This window comes from Pseudomonas sp. M20 (assembly GCF_045037865.1).
In the GTDB taxonomy this organism is placed as follows: Bacteria; Pseudomonadota; Gammaproteobacteria; order Pseudomonadales; family Pseudomonadaceae; genus Aquipseudomonas.
This window is the reverse complement of record NZ_CP173611.1, coordinates 2,944,271-2,963,224: the sequence shown is the minus strand read 5'-3', so window position 1 is coordinate 2,963,224 and position 18,954 is coordinate 2,944,271. Positions and strand designations below refer to the sequence as shown.

The 18,954-nt window shown below is 63.0% G+C and carries 2 protein-coding genes and 1 pseudogene; all 3 read left to right on the top strand.

What is annotated here, in order from left to right; all coding sequences use genetic code 11:
- Positions 1–87: 87 nt before the first annotated feature.
- A pseudogene (locus ACI514_RS13150) lies at positions 88–15,993 on the top strand (non-ribosomal peptide synthase/polyketide synthase); the annotation flags it as partial.
- A 15-nt stretch (positions 15,994–16,008) separates the two neighbouring features.
- Entirely contained in the window at positions 16,009–17,739 is a 1,731-nt protein-coding gene (locus ACI514_RS13145; RefSeq protein ID WP_405124221.1) for an alpha/beta fold hydrolase, read from the top strand.
- A 66-nt stretch (positions 17,740–17,805) separates the two neighbouring features.
- Positions 17,806–18,954 (top strand): macrolide transporter subunit MacA, encoded by a 1,149-nt coding sequence (gene macA, locus ACI514_RS13140; protein WP_405124016.1) that lies wholly within the window; start codon positions 17,806–17,808, stop codon positions 18,952–18,954.

Sequence of the window (18,954 nt, the reverse complement as noted above, 5' to 3'; positions counted from 1 at the left end):
CCGGCGCTGCTGGCGGCGCTGCGCGAGCACAAACCGGCACTGATCGAACTGATCAAGGCCGGGCAATACTCGGCCACCCGCGTTGGCCAGATCGATGTGCCGGCCAACGGCATTCTTCCCGGCACCACGCACATCACGCCAGCGATGGTGACTCTGGCTGACGTGGATCAGCCGACCCTTGACCGCTTGCTCGCCGAGGTACCGGGCGGCGCCGCCAACGTGCAGGATATCTACCCACTGGCGCCGTTGCAGGAGGGGATTCTCTATCACCACGCGAGCAACGAGCAGGGCGATCCCTACGTCATGCAATCGTACTTCGCGTTCAGCAGCCATGAGCGTCTGCAGGACTTCGCTCAAGCCTTGCAAAAAGTCATCGATCGCCACGACATCCTGCGCACAGCGGTGCATTGGGAGGGGCTGGACGTGCCGCTGCAAGTGGTCTGGCGTCAGGCACAGTTGCCGATCGAAGAGGTCGTGCTGGCAGACGGCGCAAGCGCTGCGCTGCAGCAACTGCACGAGCGTTTCGATGCGCGGCATTTCCGTCTGGACGTCCGGTGCGCGCCGATGATGCGTCTGGCCTACGCATGGGACGAGGACGGTCAGCGCGTGGTCGCGACGTTGTTGTTTCATCACATGGCGTTGGACCACTCGGCACTCGATGTAGTGCGTCACGAACTGCTCGCCTGCCTCACCGGCCAGGATCAAACGCTCGGGCGCCCGGTGCCGTTTCGCAATTACGTGGCGCAAGCGCGGCTGGGCATCAGCGAAGCCGAGCACGAGGTTTTTTTCCGCGAGATGCTCGCTGACATTGCCGAGCCGACGCTGCCCTACGGTTTGCAGGATGTGCAGGGTGACGGCCTCGGCATCGCCGAACTGAGCCTGCCGATCAACCCGTTGCTCGGCCAGCGTCTGCGCGCGCAGGCGCGGCAGCTCGGCGTGAGTGCCGCGAGCCTGTTTCATCTGGGCTGGGCGCAGGTACTGGCGGTGCTCACTGGCAAGCAAAACGTGGTGTTCGGTACGGTGCTGATGGGGCGCATGCAGGGCGCCGAAGCCACCGAACGGGCGCTGGGAATTTTCATCAATACCTTGCCGCTGCGGGTCGATGTCGATGCGCAAGGCGTGCGTGCGGCGGTGGAGGCGACCCACAAACGCCTGACCACGCTGATGCGCCACGAACACGCGCCGCTGGCCCTGGCACAGCGTTGCAGTGGTGTGGTCGCGCCGACGCCGTTGTTCAGTGCCTTGCTCAATTACCGTCACAGCCACACGGCGGCGACGGCCAGTGCCGAGGTGCTTGCCGCCTGGGAAGGCATCAGCACGATCAGCTCCGAAGAACGCACCAACTATCCGCTGACCCTCAGCGTTGATGATTTCGGCGATGCGTTCAGCCTGACCTTGCTGGCTACCACCGAGGTCGATCCACAGCGTATCTGCGATTACTTGCACTGCGCCCTGGAAAGTCTGGTGCTGGCACTGGAGCAGGCGCCCGATACCGCAATCAACCAGTTGCCGATTCTGCCGGCGGCCGAGCGCGAGCAGGTGCTGTTGGCGTTCAATGCCACTCAGGCCGACTACCCGGCAACGTTGACCATTGCCCAACGTTTCGAGGCGCAAGTGGCGCAGCGACCAGAAGCGCTGGCAGCACAGTGCCTGGGTGAGCAATTGAGTTATGCCGAACTCAACCGGCATGCCAATGCCTTGGCCCATCATCTGATCGCACTGGGTGTGAAGCCCGACGATCGCGTCGCCATCGTCGCCCGCCGTGGCCTCGATACGCTGGTCGGGCTGGTCGCCATTCTCAAGGCCGGCGCCGGTTATGTACCGGTCGACCCGGCGCACCCGGCCGAGCGTCTGCACTACTTGCTCAGCGACAGCGCCCCCGTCGCAGTGCTCACCCAGAATAATCTGCGGGAGCGCTTGCCGGCGCTGGCGGTGCCGGTGATCGATCTTGACCCGCGCACCTGGCCGCTGAGCGAGACCCCTGATCCGCAGGTGCCGGCTCTGACCGCCGCTCATCTGGCCTACGTGATCTACACCTCCGGTTCCACCGGCCTGCCCAAAGGCGTGATGGTCGAACACCGCACCTTGTCGAATCTGGTCGATTGGCATTGCAGCGCGTTTGATCTGTGCGCCGGGCGCCACACTTCAAGCCTTGCCGGGTTCGGTTTCGACGCCATGGCCTGGGAAGTCTGGCCGGCGTTGTGTGCCGGCGCGACCTTGCACCTGGCACCGACTCACGAAGGCACCGAGGATATCGATGCGCTGCTCGACTGGTGGCGCGCGCAGCCATTGGACGTCAGTTTTCTGCCGACGCCCGTCGCCGAATACGCCTTCAGCCAGAACCTCGAACACCCGACGTTGCGTACGCTGCTGATCGGTGGCGACCGCTTGCGCCAGTTCAGCCGCAACCAGCAATTCGATGTGATCAACAACTACGGCCCGACCGAAGCCACCGTGGTTGCCACCTCTGGACGCATCGAGGCAGGCGATGCCTTGCACATCGGCAAACCGGTGACCAATGCCACGGTGTACCTGCTCGATGAACAGCAGCGTCCGGTGCCGATTGGCGTCATGGGCGAGTTGTACGTTGGCGGTGCCGGGGTCGCGCGCGGCTATTTGAATCGCGCCGACCTGAGCGCCGAGCGCTTCCTCCATGACCCGTTCAGTCCCGTGCCGAATGCCCGCATGTATCGCACCGGCGACCTCGCACGCTGGCGCGCGGACGGCACGATTGACTACGTGGGGCGTAACGACGATCAGGTAAAAATCCGCGGCGTGCGCATCGAACTCGGTGAAATCGAAACCCGCCTCAATCAGTTGCCCGGTATTCAGGAAGCGGTGTTGCTGGCGCGTGAAGATGAACCCGGCCAGCCGCGACTGGTGGCGTATTTTACCGAGCAGAGTCAGGTTGAACCGCTGGCCGTAGCCGAGTTGCGCACGCACCTGTTGACCCAGCTGCCGGAGTACATGGTGCCGGTGGCCTTCGTCAAACTCGACGCACTGCCGTTGACCGCCAATGGCAAGGTCGACCGCAAGGCCCTGCCGAAACCCGAGCGTGCGGCGCTGTTCACCCGCGAATACGCGGCACCGCACAACGAACTGGAAAGCGCCTTGGCACAGATCTGGGCGCAGGTGCTGCAAGTCGAGCGAGTCGGGCGTCAGGACCATTTCTTCGAACTCGGTGGTCACTCGCTGTTGGCCATGCGCATGGTGTCCCAGGTTCGCCAGCGTCTTGGCGTGGAACTGGCGCTGGGCGATCTGTTCGCCAACGCCGAACTGGCAGCGGTTGCCGAGGCGGTGGCGCAGGCCGGGCGCAGCACGCAACCGGAGATTGTCGCGGTGGCCCGTGACGGCGCGTTGCCGCTGTCGTTCGCCCAGCAACGCTTGTGGTTTCTCGCACAAATGGAAGGTGCCAACACCGCGTACAACATTCCCATCGGCCTGCGCCTGCGTGGGCAACTGAATGAGCATGCGCTGCAACAAGCCTTGGCGCGTATCGTTGCGCGTCACGAAACCCTGCGCAGCCGTTTCGCCCAGTTCAATGACCAGGCGCAAGTGCTGATCGCCCCGGTCGACAGCGGTCTGCTGCTGCGCGTTGAAGACCTGCGCCAACACCCGCAACCGGACCAGGCCTTGCAGGCGCTGATTCAGGGCGAAGCCTCGGGGCCGTTCGATTTGGAGGACGATGCGCTGATTCGCGGACGGCTGGTGCGTCTGGCCGACGATCATCACGTGCTGTTGCTGACGATGCATCACATTATTTCTGATGGTTGGTCGATGGGCGTTTTGACCCGCGAACTGATGGCGCTGTATCAGGCCTTCAGCCAGGGGCAGGCGGATCCACTGCCGCCGCTGCCGCTGCAATACACCGATTACGCGGTGTGGCAGCGACGCTGGCTCAGTGGCGAGGTGTTGCAGCGCCAGAGTGAATACTGGCAACAGACCTTGGCGGGCGTTCCGGCACTGTTGACGCTGCCGACTGACCGCGTCCGGCCGGCACAGCAGGATTACGCCGGCAGCACCGTCGACGTGGTGCTCGACGAACGCCTGAGTGCCGGGCTCAAGGCCTTGGCCCAGCGTCACGGCGTTACCATGTACATGCTCATGCTCAGTGCCTGGGCGAGTCTGTTGAGTCGTTTGTCCGGGCAATCGGAAGTGGTCATCGGTTCGCCGGTGGCCAACCGTACCCGCGCCGAGATCGAAGGCTTGATCGGCATGTTCGTCAACACGCTGGCCTTGCGTATCGATACCTCGGGCGCTTTGAGCACCGAGGCGCTGCTGGCGCGGGTCAAGGCGCGGACGTTGGATGCGCAAGCGCATCAGGATCTGCCGTTCGAACAAGTGGTGGAAATCACCCGGCCTGAGCGCAGCATGGCGCACAGCCCGTTGTTCCAAGCGATGTTCAGTTGGGACAGCGGCCATGGCGCGAGCCTGAGTCTGGGCGAGCTGACGCTGGAAAGCGTCGCCGAACCAAGCCACTTTGCCAAATTTGATCTGTCACTGACGCTGGCAGAGGTGCCGGACGGGATTCGCGGTGTGCTGGAGTACGCCGTTGCCTTGTTCGATGAGTCGACTATTCAACGTTACGTCGGCTACTTCCAGCGCCTGTTGCAGGCGATGGTCAGCAATGATCAAGCGGTGCTGGAGCAGGTGGCGTTGTTGGCGGATGACGAGCGTCAGCATCTGCTGTTCGATCTCAACGCAACCGCCGTCGCCCACGATCTCGAGCAGACCGTTCATGGTCGCTTCGAAGCGCAGGTGTTGCGCACGCCAGACGCTGATGCCGTGGTGGCCGGTGAATTGCGTTTGAGTTACTCCGAACTGAACCGCCGCGCCAACCAACTCGCCCATCACCTGCGCCAGTGCGGCGTGGGTAGCGATTCGCGGGTGGCGATCTGTGTCGAACGCGGGCCGCAGTTGCTGGTCGGTCTGCTGGCGATTCTCAAGGCTGGCGGCGCTTATGTGCCGCTCGACCCGGGGTATCCTGCCGAACGTCTGGTCTACATGCTTGAGGACAGCGCACCAACGGTGCTGCTGGTGCATGCGCCGACGCGTGCGCTGATCGGCGAGTGGGCGGGCGTGCAGGTCGATTTCGACCAGTGCACCTGGCAAAACCTGGCGCAAAACAATCCGCAGGTACCCGGCCTGAGCGCCGCGAACCTGGCTTATGTGATTTACACCTCCGGCTCCACCGGTACACCGAAAGGCGTGATGGTCGAGCACCGCAACCTGGGCAATCTGCTGCACTGGAGCGCCGGACTGTGTCCGCTTTCTACCGGCGCCGCGCTGTTGCAGAAAACCCCGTTCAGTTTCGACGCCTCGGTATGGGAACTGTTCTGGCCGTTGAGCTGCGGGATGCGCCTGGTTCTCGCCGGCCCGGATGATCACCGCGATCCGGCCGCGCTGGTGCAACTGATTCGTGAGCAACAGGTCAATGTCGTCCAGTTTGTACCGGCGCTGTTGCGGCAATTCCTTGAAGTGGAAGAGGTGGGCGAGTGCCGCAGTCTTACTGATGTGTTTTGTGGCGGCGGTGAGCTGACTGCCGCGTTGGTGCGCAGCGTCCGCGAGCGTCTGCCGCAGGTACGCCTGCACAACGTGTATGGCCCGACCGAAGCCACCGTCGACAGCACCGTGTGGACGCTGGAGGCGGATTCGCCGGTGCCGGACGGCACGCCGCCGATCGGCAAACCGCTGTGCAATACCCGCGTGTATATCCTTGATGCTCATCAGCAACCGGTGCCATTCGGTGTGGTCGGTGAGATGTATCTGGGCGGTGGGCAGGTGGCGCGGGGGTATCTGAATCGGCCGGAGCTGACGGCCGAGCGCTTCCTTGACGACTCATTCAGCGATCAGGCCGACGCGCGTTTGTACCGCACCGGGGACGTCGCACGGTATCTGGCTGATGGCAACATCGAGTACCTGGGGCGCAACGACGATCAGGTCAAGATCCGTGGTTTGCGGATTGAACTGGGCGAGATTCAGGCGCATCTCGCGCACATTGATGGCGTGCGTGAAGCGGCCGTGCTGGCCCGTGAAGACGTGCCGGGCGATCAGCGGCTGGTGGCGTATTACAGCGGCGAGCCACTGGAAACAGATCAGCTACGCAGCCAATTGCTCAAGCATCTGCCGGATTACATGGTGCCTGCCGTGTTTGTGCATTTGCAGGCCTTGCCGCTGAGCCCCAACGGCAAACTGGATCGTCAAGCCTTGCCGGCTCCCGACCAGACTGCACTGCTGACCCGCGAGTACGAAGCCCCGCTCGGTGAAGTTGAAACGGTCATTGCCGGCCTCTGGGCCGAGCTGCTGAAGGTCGAGCTGGTCGGGCGCTTTGATCATTTCTTCGAACTGGGCGGCCACTCGTTGCTCGCGGTCAATCTGGTTGCGCGCATGCGCCGGGCCGGACTGTCGGTGGATATCCGCGTGCTGTTCGGCCAACCGACGCTGGCCGCATTGGCTGCGGCGGTGGGCGGAGAGCCTGAGGCAGCGGTGCCGGCCAATCTTGTTCCGGCCGATTGCACGCGCATCACGCCCGAACTGCTGCCACTGGTGGCGCTGGATCAAGCGACGCTTGACCGAATCGTTGCGAGTATCCCCGGCGGTGCGCGCAACGTGCAGGATATCTACCCGCTGGCGCCGTTGCAGACCGGCATCCTGTTCCATCATCTGTCGGCTGCGCAGGGTGATCCGTATGTGCTGCAGGCGCAGTTTGCCTTCGCCGACGAGCAGCGTTTGCAGGTATTCACTGAGGCACTGCAACGGGTGATCGAGCGCCATGACATTCTGCGCACTTCGCTGTTCTGGGAAGGCCTTGAAGAACCGGTGCAAGTGGTCTGGCGTGAGGCTTCGCTGGGCTGCGAGGCCTTGCAGCTGGACACCGAAGCGGGCGACGCACTGAGCCTGTTGCGTGAGCGCTTCACCATCGATAACTACCGCATGCCCGTCACCGAGGCGCCGCTGATGCGCGTGGTGTACAGCCGCGATGTGTCCAATCACCGCGTGGTTGCGTTGTTGCTGTTTCATCATTTGGTCATGGATCACGTGGCGCTTGAGGTGTTGCAGCACGAGATGCAGGCGTTTCTGCTGGGCAACGCCGCACACTTGAGCGAGCCGGTGCCGTATCGCAATTACGTGGCGCACACCCGCGCCGGGCTTAGCGCGCAAGAGCACGAAAGCTTCTTCCGCGAAATGCTCGGCGCGATCAATGAGCCGACCTTGCCCTATGGCCAGAATCTGGCCCATGACGGGCCCGCGCAAGAAGCGCAGTTGGCGCTGGAAAACACAATCAGCCACAGCGTCCGGCAACAGGCACGGCGCTTGGGTGTCAGCGCCGCCAGCCTGATGCACCTCGCCTGGGCGCAGGTGCTGGGGCAATTGTCCGGGCGCGACGCCGTGGTCTTTGGCACGGTTTTGCTTGGCCGATTGCAGGGCGGCGAAGGAGCGGAGCGAGCGCTGGGTGTGTTCATCAACACCTTGCCGCTGTGCATCGAACTGAATGCGCACAGCGTTAAAGGTGCGGCGCTGGCGACCCATCAACGCTTGAGTCAGTTGCTCGCTCACGAGCACGCGCAACTGGCGCAGGTGCAACAGTGCAGCGCGATGCCGGCGGGCACGCCGCTGTTCAGCACGCTGCTCAACTATCGTCACAGCACCCCGGTCGGGCCGATATCCGCAGAGGTGCAAGCGGCGTGGCAGGGCATGCAATTGCTGGCAGCCGAGGAGCACAGCAACTATCGCCTGACCCTCAGCGTTGATGATCTCGGCGAAGACTTCCGCCTGAAGGTATTGGCCGGTGCGGGGATTGATGCACAGCGTATCTGCGGGTACATGCAGGGTGCGTTGATGACGTTGCTGGAGGCACTGGAGCACACGCCGCACGTGGGCTTTGACCGGTTGTCGATCCTGCCGGCAGATGAGCGCGAACAGTTGCTGGTGGATTTCAATGCGACCGAGGCTGACTACCCGCGTGAGCTGACGATTGCCCAGCGCTTCGAATCGCAGGTCACCGAGCGTCCGCAGGCTATTGCAGCGCTGTTTGCCGGACAGCCACTGACTTACTTGCAGCTCAATCGCCAGGCCAATGCCTTGGCTCATCACTTGATCGCCATCGGGGTGAAAGCCGATGACCGCGTGGCCATTGTCGCCCGCCGGGGGCTGGATACATTGGTCGGGCTGGTCGCCATCCTCAAGGCCGGCGCCGGCTATGTGCCGATCGATCCGGCGCATCCTGCCGAGCGGATCAGCTATTTGCTCGGCGACAGCGCGCCGGCTGCGGTGCTCACGCAAAGCGATCTGCACAAGAGACTGCCACTGCTGACCGTGCCAGTGATCGATGTCGACCTGTGCGCCTGGCCAGCGCAGGCGCAGCACAACCCTGCAGTGCCGGGCCTGAGCGCTACGCATCTGGCGTACGTGATCTACACCTCGGGTTCGACCGGTCTGCCCAAAGGGGTCATGGTCGAGCATCAGACGCTGTCCAATCTGGTCGACTGGCACTGTGATGCATTCGATTTACACGCCGGCAGCCACACCTCAAGCCTTGCCGGATTTGGCTTCGATGCGATGGCGTGGGAAGTCTGGCCGGCTCTGTGCGCGGGCGCCACGGTGCATCTGGCACCTACTCACGACGGCGCGGAAGACGTCGATGCCTTGCTCGAATGGTGGCGTGCGCAACCGCTGGACGTGAGCTTTTTGCCGACCCCGGTCGCCGAATACGCGTTCAGCCAGAACCTCGATCACCCGACTTTGCGCACTCTGTTGATCGGTGGCGATCGCTTGCGCCAGTTCAGCCGTCAGCAGCGCTTCGCGGTGATCAACAACTACGGCCCGACCGAGGCCACTGTGGTCGCGACTTCAGGACGTATTGAAGTCGGTGCGGCGTTGCACATCGGCCAACCGGTGGCGAACGCGGCGGTGTACTTGCTCGACGAGCAGCAACGTCCGGTGCCCATGGGCGTCATGGGCGAGTTGTACGTCGGTGGCGCGGGCGTGGCCCGGGGTTATCTGAACCGCGCCGACCTGACCGCCGAGCGCTTTCTGCAAGACCCGTTCAGCAACACGCCGAATGCGCGCATGTACCGCACCGGTGACCTTGCCCGTTGGCGCGAAGACGGCTCGCTCGACTACCTGGGGCGTAACGACGACCAGGTGAAAATCCGTGGCATGCGCATTGAATTGGGTGAAATCGAGACCCGCCTCAATCGGCTCCCCGGGATTAACGAAGCGGTGCTGCTGGCCCGCGAAGACCAACCCGGTCAGCCGCGACTGGTGGCCTATTTCACCGAACAGACGGGGGCCGAGCCACTGGCGGTGGGCGACTTGCGCGCACAGCTGTTGACGCAGTTGCCGGATTACATGGTGCCGGCAGCGTTTGTCCGGCTCGAAGCTTTGCCGCTGACCGCCAATGGCAAGGTCGACCGCCGAGCGTTGCCGAAACCGGATCTGGCCGCGTTGCCGGCCCGCGAATACGAGGCGCCGCAAGGCCAACTGGAAACCGCACTGGCGCAGATTTGGGCCGAAGTGCTGCAAGTCGAGCAGGTCGGCCGTCACGATCATTTCTTCGAACTCGGCGGTCATTCGCTGTTGGCGATGCGCATGGTCTCGCTGATCCGTCAGCGCCTCGGCGTCGAACTGGCGCTGAGTGACCTGTTTGCCGACGCGCAATTGAGCGCAGTCGCTGAAGTATTGAATCGCGCCGGGTGCAGCGCGCTACCGGACATTGTGCCGGCACCGCGTGATCAACCGTTGCCGATGTCCTTCGCCCAACAACGCCTGTGGTTCCTGGCGCAGATGACGGGTGGCAACTCGGCGTACAACATCCCTATTGGCCTGCGTCTGCGCGGTCGACTTGACATCGATGCCCTGCAAGCGGCGCTGGCACGCATCGTTGCCCGCCACGAAACCTTGCGCAGCCGTTTCATCAGCCTCGACGACAGCGCACACGTGTCGATTGCCCCGGTCGACAGCGGTTTACTGTTGCGCGTGGAAGATCTGCGCCAGGACTTGCAAGCCGAGCACACCGTGCAGGGATTGATGGCGCAGGAAGCCTCGACAGCGTTTGATCTGCACAACGATCCGTTGATTCGCGGACGGTTGGTGCGCCTGGCCGACGATCACTGTGTTTTGCTGTTGACCGTGCATCACATCGTCGCCGACGGTTGGTCGATGGGCGTGCTGACCGCTGAGTTGATGGCGTTGTATCAAGCGTTCAGCCACGGTCAGCCTGATCCGCTGCCGCCACTGACCTTGCAATACGGTGACTACGCCGTGTGGCAACGTCAGTGGCTCAGCGGTGAAGTGCTGCAGCGGCAAAGCGACTATTGGCAGCAGACCCTCGACGGCGCGCCGGCCTTGTTGACGTTGCCCACCGATCGCCCGCGCCCGGCGCAGCAGGATTACACCGGCGGCAACGTCGAGGTGTTGCTGGACGAACGCTTGAGCACTGGCCTTAAAACGTTGAGCCAGCGTCACGGCACGACCCTGTTCATGACCTTGACGAGCGCCTGGGCGCTGCTGATGAGTCGTCTGTCCGGGCAAACCGATGTGGTGATCGGTGCGCCGGTGGCCAACCGCAGCCGCGCTGAAATCGAAGGCTTGATCGGCATGTTCGTCAATACACTCGCTTTGCGCATCGACACCTCGGACGCGCCGAGTGTCGAAGCGCTGCTGGCGCGGGTAAAGGCGCGGACACTGGAGGCGCAAGCGCATCAGGATTTGCCGTTTGAACAAGTGGTGGAAATCGCCCGACCGCTGCGCAGTCTGGCGCACAGCCCGTTGTTCCAGACCACGCTGAGCTGGGACAGCAGTGTCGGCCCGCAACTGGCGTTGGGCGAGCTGACACTGGAGGGTGTTGCCGGGCCGGGCGAGGTCGCCAAGTTTGACCTGACGCTGACACTGGGCGAGGTCAACGGGGTGATTCGTGGCACGCTGAACTACGCCACGGCGCTGTTCGATGCGCTGACGATCAAGCGTTACATCGGCTACTTCGAACGTCTGCTCGACGCGATGGTTATCGATGATCAAACGGTGCTGGAACGTGTGCCATTGCTGGCAAACGATGAGCGCCAGCGCTTGCTGTACGACTTCAACGCCACGGCGCGTGACTACCCGCAAACACTGACCGTACACGGGGTTTTCCAACAGCAGGCAGCCGCGCATCCCAAGGCTGTGGCGGCAGTGCATGGTGCACATTCACTGAGCTACTTTGAACTCAACGCGCAAGCCAACCGCTTGGCCCATCACCTGATTGCTCACGGGGTGCAGCCGGGCGATCACGTGGCGATTCTGCTGCCACGTTCGCTGGAGTTGCTGGTGGCGCAACTGGCCGTTGCCAAATGCGCGGCGGCCTATGTGCCGCTGGACATCAATGCACCGAGCGAGCGCCAGGCGTTCATGGTCGATGATTGCCAAGCGGTGGCGCTGTTGACCTTGAGCGGCGAAGTCATCGACTACGCCGCACCGCGTATCGATCTGGACATGCTGACCCTCAGCGGTCAGCCGACGCACAACCCGAACCTGCTGCAGTCGTCCGAGGCCCTGGCGTACATCATGTACACCTCGGGTTCCACCGGCACGCCGAAAGGGGTAATGGTGCCGCACCGGGGCATCGGCCGCTTGGTGCTCAACAACGGTTACGCCGATTTCAATGCACAGGATCGCGTGGTGTTCGCCTCGAATCCGGCGTTCGATGCGAGCACCATGGACATCTGGGGGCCGCTGCTCAATGGCGGTCGCGTGGTGATCATTGACCATCAAACCCTGCTCGATCCGAATGCCTTCGGCCGCGAACTGAGTGCCAGTGGCGCGACGATCCTGTTCGTCACCACCGCGCTGTTCAACCAGTACGTGCAGCTGATTGCGCAGGCGCTCAAGGGCTTGCGCATCCTCTTGTGTGGTGGTGAACGTGGTGATCCGGCGGCGTTCCGTCGACTGTTGGCCGAAGCACCCGCGTTGCGCATCGTGCATTGCTACGGCCCGACCGAAACCACCACCTACGCCACCACATTCGAAGTGCAGGAAGTGGCGCAGGACGCCGAGAACGTGCCGATTGGCGGCCCCATCGGCAACACGCAGGTGTACGTGCTCGACGCGTATCAGCAACCGGTGCCGATGGGCGTCACCGGGGAGCTGTATATCGGCGGGCAGGGCGTGGCGCTGGGTTACCTGAACCGGCCGGATCTGACCGCCGAGAAGTTCCTCCGCGATCCGTTCAGCGAGACGCCTGGTGCGTTGCTCTATCGCACCGGCGATCTCGCACGCTGGCTGGCACCGGGGCAACTCGACTGCATCGGGCGTAACGATGATCAGGTGAAGATCCGTGGCTTCCGCATCGAACTGGGGGAAATCGAAAACCGCCTGTTGAAATGCCCGGGGATCAAGGAAGCGGTGGTGCTGGCGCGCCGCGACGGTCAGGACGCCACGCGTTTGGTGGCGTACTACACGGCGCACGATGAACCCTTGGATAACGCCGATCTGCACGCGCAGCTGCACGCACGACTGCCGGAATACATGCTGCCGACGGCGTGGGTGCAACTCGACGTATTGCCGTTGAACAACAACGGCAAGGTCGACCGCAAGGCACTGCCGGCACCGACGCAGGAGGCGCTGCTCAGCCGGGTTTACGAGGCGCCGACCAATCCACTGGAAATCAGCCTCGCACAGGTCTGGGCCGAGGTGTTGCAGGTCGAACAGGTTGGGCGCCATGACAACTTCTTCGAACTCGGCGGGCATTCATTGCTGGCCATGCGCATGCTGTCCCAGGTGCGCCAGCAATTGGGTGTGGAACTGGCGCTGGCTGATCTGTTCGCCAACCCGGAACTGGCGGCAGTCGCCGAAGTGTTGAGTCAGGCCGAACGCAGCAGCTTGCCGCAGATTCTGCCGGCGCCGCGCGATCAGGTGCTGCCGTTGTCGTTCGCCCAGCAACGCTTGTGGTTCCTCGCGCAGATGGACGGCGGCAATACCGCCTACAACATTCCTTTAGGCCTGCATTTGCGCGGCCGACTCGACGCCGTGGCCCTGCAACGGGCATTGGCGCGGATCGCCGCTCGTCACGAAACCCTGCGCAGTCGTTTTGCGCAATTGAACGACGAAGCACAGGTGCTGATTGCTCCGGTCGACAGTGGCCTGCCGCTGATTGAAGAGGATTGGCGGCAACAGCCGCAGACCGACGAGGCATTGCGCGCGCTGATCGAAACTGAAGCTCGCGGACCGTTTAATTTGCAGGACGGTCCGTTGATTCGGGGACGGTTGGTGCGGCTGGCCGATGAGCACCATGTGCTCTTGCTGACGATGCACCACATCATCTCCGACGGCTGGTCGATGGGCGTGCTGACTCGTGAATTGATGGCGTTGTATCAGGCGTTCAGTTACGGCGAGGACGACCCGCTGCCGCCGCTGGCCTTGCAATACGCCGACTACGCGGTGTGGCAACGTCGCTGGCTCAGCGGTGAGGTGCTGCAGCGCCAGAGCGATTACTGGCAGCAGACGCTGGCCGGCGCCCCGGCCTTGTTGAGCCTGCCGACCGACCGTCCGCGCCCGGCGCAACAGGATCATCGCGGTGGCAGTGTCGAGATCGTGCTGGACGAGCAGACCAGCGTCGGTCTCAAGGCGTTGTGTCAGCGTCACGCCGTGACACCGTACATGGTGCTCATGAGCGCCTGGGCAATGTTGCTCGCTCGTTTGTCCGGGCAGTCCGATGTGGTCATCGGCTCGCCGGTGGCCAACCGTACCCGCGTCGAGATCGAAGGGTTGATCGGCATGTTCGTCAACACCCTTGCGTTGCGTGTCGATACCTCAGGTGATCTGACGGGCGCAGCGCTGCTGGCGCGGGTCAAGGCCCAGACCCTGGCCGCGCAGGCGCATCAGGATCTGCCGTTCGAACACGTGGTGGAAATCACCCGACCGCTGCGCAGCCTTTCCCACTCCCCGTTGTTCCAGACCCTGGTGAGCTGGGACAGCAGCGTCGCGCCGGCCCTGGCATTGGGCGGTCTGACGCTGGAAGGCGTGGCCGGGGAAAATCACTTTGTGAAGTTCGACCTGTCGCTGAGCCTGGGGGAAAACCCGCAAGGCATCCGTGGCGCGCTGCGCTACGCCACGGCGTTGTTCGATGAGGCGACCGTGCGGCGTTTTAGTGGTTACTTGCAGCGCTTGCTGAAAGCGCTGGTCAGCGATGACCAAGCTGTGTTGGCGCAGGTCAACCTGCTCGCGGCGGATGAACAGCAGCGCTTGCTCGGCGACTTCAACGCGACGGCGGTTGATTGCCCGGTCGAACAACCGATTCAGAGCCTGTTTGAAGCGCAGGCGCAGCGTCAGCCGGATGCCATCGCCGTGCAGGCTGGCGAACACAGCCTGACCTATCGCGAGCTGAACGCCCGTGCCAACCGTCTCGCGCATCACCTGCGCGAGCAGGGCGTGGGGCCGGATGCGCGGGTGGCGCTGTGCGTCGAGCGTGGACTCGATCTGGTGGTCGGGCTGCTCGGCATTCTCAAGGCCGGTGGCGCCTACGTGCCGCTGGATCCGGCTTACCCGACGGAGCGCCTCGACTTTATGCTCAGGGACTGCGCGCCGGTGGCAGTGCTGGTTCACTCGGCCACCCGATCGCTGTTTGCCGGGACCGACGTAGCTGTGATCGACTTTGACCAATGCAACTGGCACGCGCAATCGGAGGGCAATCCGCAGGTGCCTGGCCTGACGCCTTCGAATCTGGCGTACATGATCTACACCTCAGGTTCTACCGGCACACCGAAAGGCGTGATGCTCCAACACCGTGGCTTGTGCAATCTGGTGCATTGGGGCTCGCAGATTTGCCCACCGACCACAGACGGCGCGCTGTTGCAGAAAGCGCCATTCAGTTTCGATGGCTCGGTGTGGGAGTTCTTCTGGCCGCTGACGGCCGGCGTACGCCTGGTACTGGCACGGCCGGGCGGTCATCGGGAACCGGCGTATCTGGCGCAAGTGATTCGTCAGCAACGGATTACCGTAGTCAAGTTTGTGCCGGCGCTGTTGCAGCAGTTTGTTGAGCTGCAGGAGGTCAGTGAATGCACCAGCCTCAGCGATATTTTCTGTGGTGGCGGCGAACTCACGGCGGCACTGGCCGCTGCCGTGCGCCAGCAACTGCCGTGGGTGCGCCTGCATAACGTGTATGGCCCGACCGAAGCCACGGTCGACAGCACGGCATGGACACTGGAACCGCACATGCCGGTACCGTCATCCGAATTGCCAATTGGCAAGGCCATCTGTAACACCCGTGTGTACGTGCTCGATGCGCATGACCAACCGGTGCCGATTGGCGTCGTCGGCCAGTTGCACATTGGCGGCATCGGTGTGGCGCGCGGTTACATGGGGCTGCCGCAGATGCAGGCCGAGCGCTTTATCGACAGCCCGTTCGTGGCCGGTGATCGCTTGTACCGCACCGGCGATCTGGTGCGTTACCGCGCCGACGGCAACCTCGAATTCCTCGGGCGCAACGACTTTCAGGTCAAGCTGCACGGCTTGCGTCTGGAACTCGGTGAAATCGAAGCGCGATTGATCCAGCACCCGCAGGTGCGCGAGGTGGTGGTGCTGATGCGCGACGAGCGTCTGGTCGCGTATTTTACTGTGCGCGAGGGCAGTGCAGTGCCCGCTATCGATACGTTGCGCGCGTTCATTCTCGAGCAGTTGCCGGAGTACATGGTGCCGGGCGCGTTTGTTGCGCTCGACGCCTTGCCCTTGAGTCCCAATGGCAAAATCGATCGTCAGGCACTGCCGGCACCGAGCTTGGACGCGGTGCTTAGCCGCCACTACGAAGCACCGCAAGGCGAGATTGAAACCTTGCTTGCGCAGGTGTGGGGCGAGGTGCTCAAGGTCGAGCAGGTCGGACGTCACGACAATTTCTTCGAATTGGGCGGGCATTCGCTGCTGGCGATTCGTCTGGTCAACTTGCTGCAGCGGGCGGGGCAACAGGTGACGCTGGCGGAGCTGTTCCAGCGGCCGAGTATCGAATCACTGGCAGCGCTGATCAGCCAGCGCAGTGGCGTGCCTGAACAGCCGGAAGGACTGGTCGTGGTGCGGCCGGGCGAGGGCGGTAATGCGCTATTCCTGATTCATGAATTCAGCGGCCGGGACGTATATTTCCCGGCATTGGGCCTGCATATCGAGGGCGAGTTTCCGATTTACGGCTTGCCCGGTGTGCCACTGGGGCAGCCGCAACTGCGCACCCTTGAGTGCATGGCCACGCGGATGGTCGGGATTATCCGCTCGGTGCAGCCGCATGGGCCGTATCATCTGGCCGGGTGGTCGTTTGGCGGCTTGCTGGCGTACGAAGTCGCGCAGCAATTGCTCGGTCTCGATGAGGCGGTGGCGTTTGTCGGCCTGCTTGATACTTACGCACCGCATCCAGCCAGCCAGGATAAAACCCGCTGGAGCGGCGAGCATCGCGACAAGCGTCAATTGCTCGAACATTGCCGGGCGCGCTCACAGATGCGCGGTGAAGAAGGGCAGCAAGCATTGACTGACGTCGAAAGGCTTGAGGCTGAAGTCGAGCTGACCGGCTTCGACGAACTGTTCCAGCGCTGCTGCGAACAGCAATTGCCTGACCCGGAACTGGCCGCACTAAGCGCAGCGGATGCCTGGAGTTACTTTGATCGTGAGGCCGCTCATGGCCTGGCGCTGGCGCATTACCGCGTCAGCCCGGCCAGCCAGCCGGTGCACTTGTTCCGCGCCCAGGCATTGATGCCGGGACAGGCACAGCCGAGTCCGACCCGTGGTTGGGAGAACAAGGTCGGTACAGGTTTGCTGCGCTGCATCGATGTGCCGGGGGATCACCGCAGCATGATGAAAAACCCGGATATCCAGGCGCTCGGCCAGGCTTTGAGTCAGGCCATGGCGGCGGCGCGGGTCCCGCAACCACAGGTGTATCAGCCAGTATTGACGATCCAGAGTGGGCACGCCGGGCATGCGCCGATCTTCTGTGTGCCGGGGGCGGGCGACAGTGTCACCGGGTTCATTCACCTGACCGAAGCGCTCGGTCCTGAGTGGCCGATCTATGGTCTGCAACCGCGTGGCCTGGATGGTCACGGCGTGCCGCACAGTCAGGTAGAAGCGGCAGCGGCGTGTTATCTGCAAGCCGTCGAGCAACTGTATCCGCAAGGCCCGGTGCATTTGATCGGCCATTCGTTCGGCGGTTGGGTCGCGCATGCCATGGCCACGCAGTTGCAGGCGATCGGACGTGAGGTAGCGTCGTTGACCCTGATCGACAGCGAATCTCCCGGCGGCAACGGCACGGCAGGCAAGCCGTACACCGGTACGGCGGCGCTGGAACGCTTGATCGAGACGCTGCAATTGTCCAGCGGCAAGTCCCTGGGCATCGATCCGCTGGCGTTCGCCGAGGCTGACGACACCACGCAAATGCGCCTGTTGCACGAGGGCATGGTGCGTGCGGGTGTGTTGTCTGCGCGTTCGTCAGCGCAGGCGATGCACGGCCCGGTGCGCACCTTCGCCACGGCATTGCGTACGGTCTATCAACCGCAACTGGCCTACACCGGCCCGGTGCGGCTGGCACTGGTCGATGACCCGACGCTGGATGCGTGGGGCAATCAGCGCGAGCAAGCGGCGATGGTCGAGGGTTGGCAGCGTCAGGTTGCGGATCTGGCGGTGTGGTACGGGCCGGGCAACCACTTCACGATTCTCAAGGCGCCCAACGTCTTCAGTCTCGCGGCGTGGTGGCATGACGGCCTGAAAGTGCCGGCCGGCCAAGTGGTTTCCTGATTGTTGTTTATCTACCAGAGCCCGGCCGCTGGCCGGGCTCACCCCTGAACGGACTTGTGGTCATTTATGGAAAAGTCGAAGTTGCGCAAAGTCGGTATGGGTCTGGCGTTGGTGGCGGTCGCGGGATTGGCGTTCTATGCGGTGCAGGCACCGGCCGAGGCGCCGCAATATCTGACGGCGCCCGTTGAACGCAGTGATATTGAAAACGCGGTGCTGGCCACCGGGTTGCTTGAAGGCATCAAACAAGTGGACGTCGGCGCGCAAGTGTCCGGGCAATTGAAGTCGCTCAAGGTCAAGGTTGGCGACAAGGTGAAGAAGGGCCAGTGGCTGGCGGAAATCGATCCGCTGGTGTTGCAGAACACCCTGCGTCAGGCCCAGGTCGATGAGGAAAACCTGCAAGCGCAAAAACGCGCCACTCAGGCTCAACTGAGGCAGACCAAAGCGATTTACGAGCGCTACAAGAACTTGCAGGACGACGCCTCGATCTCCCGTCAGGATTTCGAAACCGCCGAGTCGAACTATCAGGTGCAGCAGGCCAATCTGATGTCGCTGGATGCGCAGATCAAAAGCGCGCACATCCAGATCGACACGGCAAAGGTCAATCTGGCCTACACGCGGATTGTTGCGCCGATCGATGGCGATGTGGTCGGCGTGGTAACACAGGAAGGGCAAACGGTGATCGCCAGCCAACTGGCGCCGGTCCTGCTGAAACTGGCGGATCTGGACACCATGACGGTGAAAGCGCAGGTGTCCGAGGCCGATGTGATCCACATTGCGCCGGGGCAAGAGGTGTATTTCACCATTCTTGGCGAGGACAAACGCTACTACGCGAAGCTGCGCGGCACGGACCCGGCGCCGCAGAACTTTCTTGAAACACCGCCCGCCGGCACGCCTAAGCAAAGCAGCGCGGTGTTCTACAACGCCTTGTTCGAGGTGCCCAATCCCGATCATCGCCTGCGCATCTCGATGACCGCGCAGGTGCGCATTATCCTCGACACCGCCAAGTCGGTGCTGACCGTGCCGGTGGCGGCGCTCGGTCCGCGCAATGCCGATGGCAGTTTTCCGGTACGGGTGCTCGACGCCAAGGGCCACGCGCAGTCGCGCAATGTGCAGACCGGGATCAACAACAACGTCAAAGTGCAGATCAATGATGGCTTGGCGGAAGGTGATCGCGTGGTCATCGGTGATCCGCTGACGAATGTGGCGGGGGCCTGA